Genomic DNA, 442 nt, shown 5'->3' on the forward strand with positions numbered 1-442 from the left:
GGGCGAGGCGGACGTGCGCACCGTGGTCGACACCGCCCGCCTCGTGCCGAACACCAGCGTCTTTGGCACCATCCTGACGACTGTCACGGCCTGACCGCTACGCCGCAGAAGTCAGAGGGGGTGGGTAATTACGAGGCGGCAAACGCCGAGCTGGAGTTGATCCCGGTCACCGGTCAGCTGGAGGACTACGCCACCAAGGTGCGCGCTGGGCTTGATATCCTCGACCGGCTAGGGCCTGTCAGGCCTTAAGTTCTGTGTGTCTACTTGATCCAGTCTATCGTGGCGGCCATGCAGAGCACGCCCATGAAGGAACACGCGGTTTTCTCGTAGTGGGTGGCGACGGCGCGCCACTCTTTGAGCCGCGCCCAGAGACACTCGACCCGACTGCGATTGTGGTAGATCCACGGCGGGCACGCGACGGGCGCTTCGGTGCGCTTGGCCG

General features: G+C 64.7%; 1 protein-coding gene. It reads right to left on the reverse strand.

The window, feature by feature from the left end:
• Positions 1-260: 260 nt before the first annotated feature.
• Positions 261-442 (reverse strand): transposase (locus E2C06_RS37010; protein ID WP_165982936.1); only part of this gene is annotated, 182 nt, incomplete at its 5' end.

This window comes from Dankookia rubra (assembly GCF_004355005.1).
GTDB lineage: Bacteria > Pseudomonadota > Alphaproteobacteria > Acetobacterales > Acetobacteraceae > Paracraurococcus > Paracraurococcus ruber_A.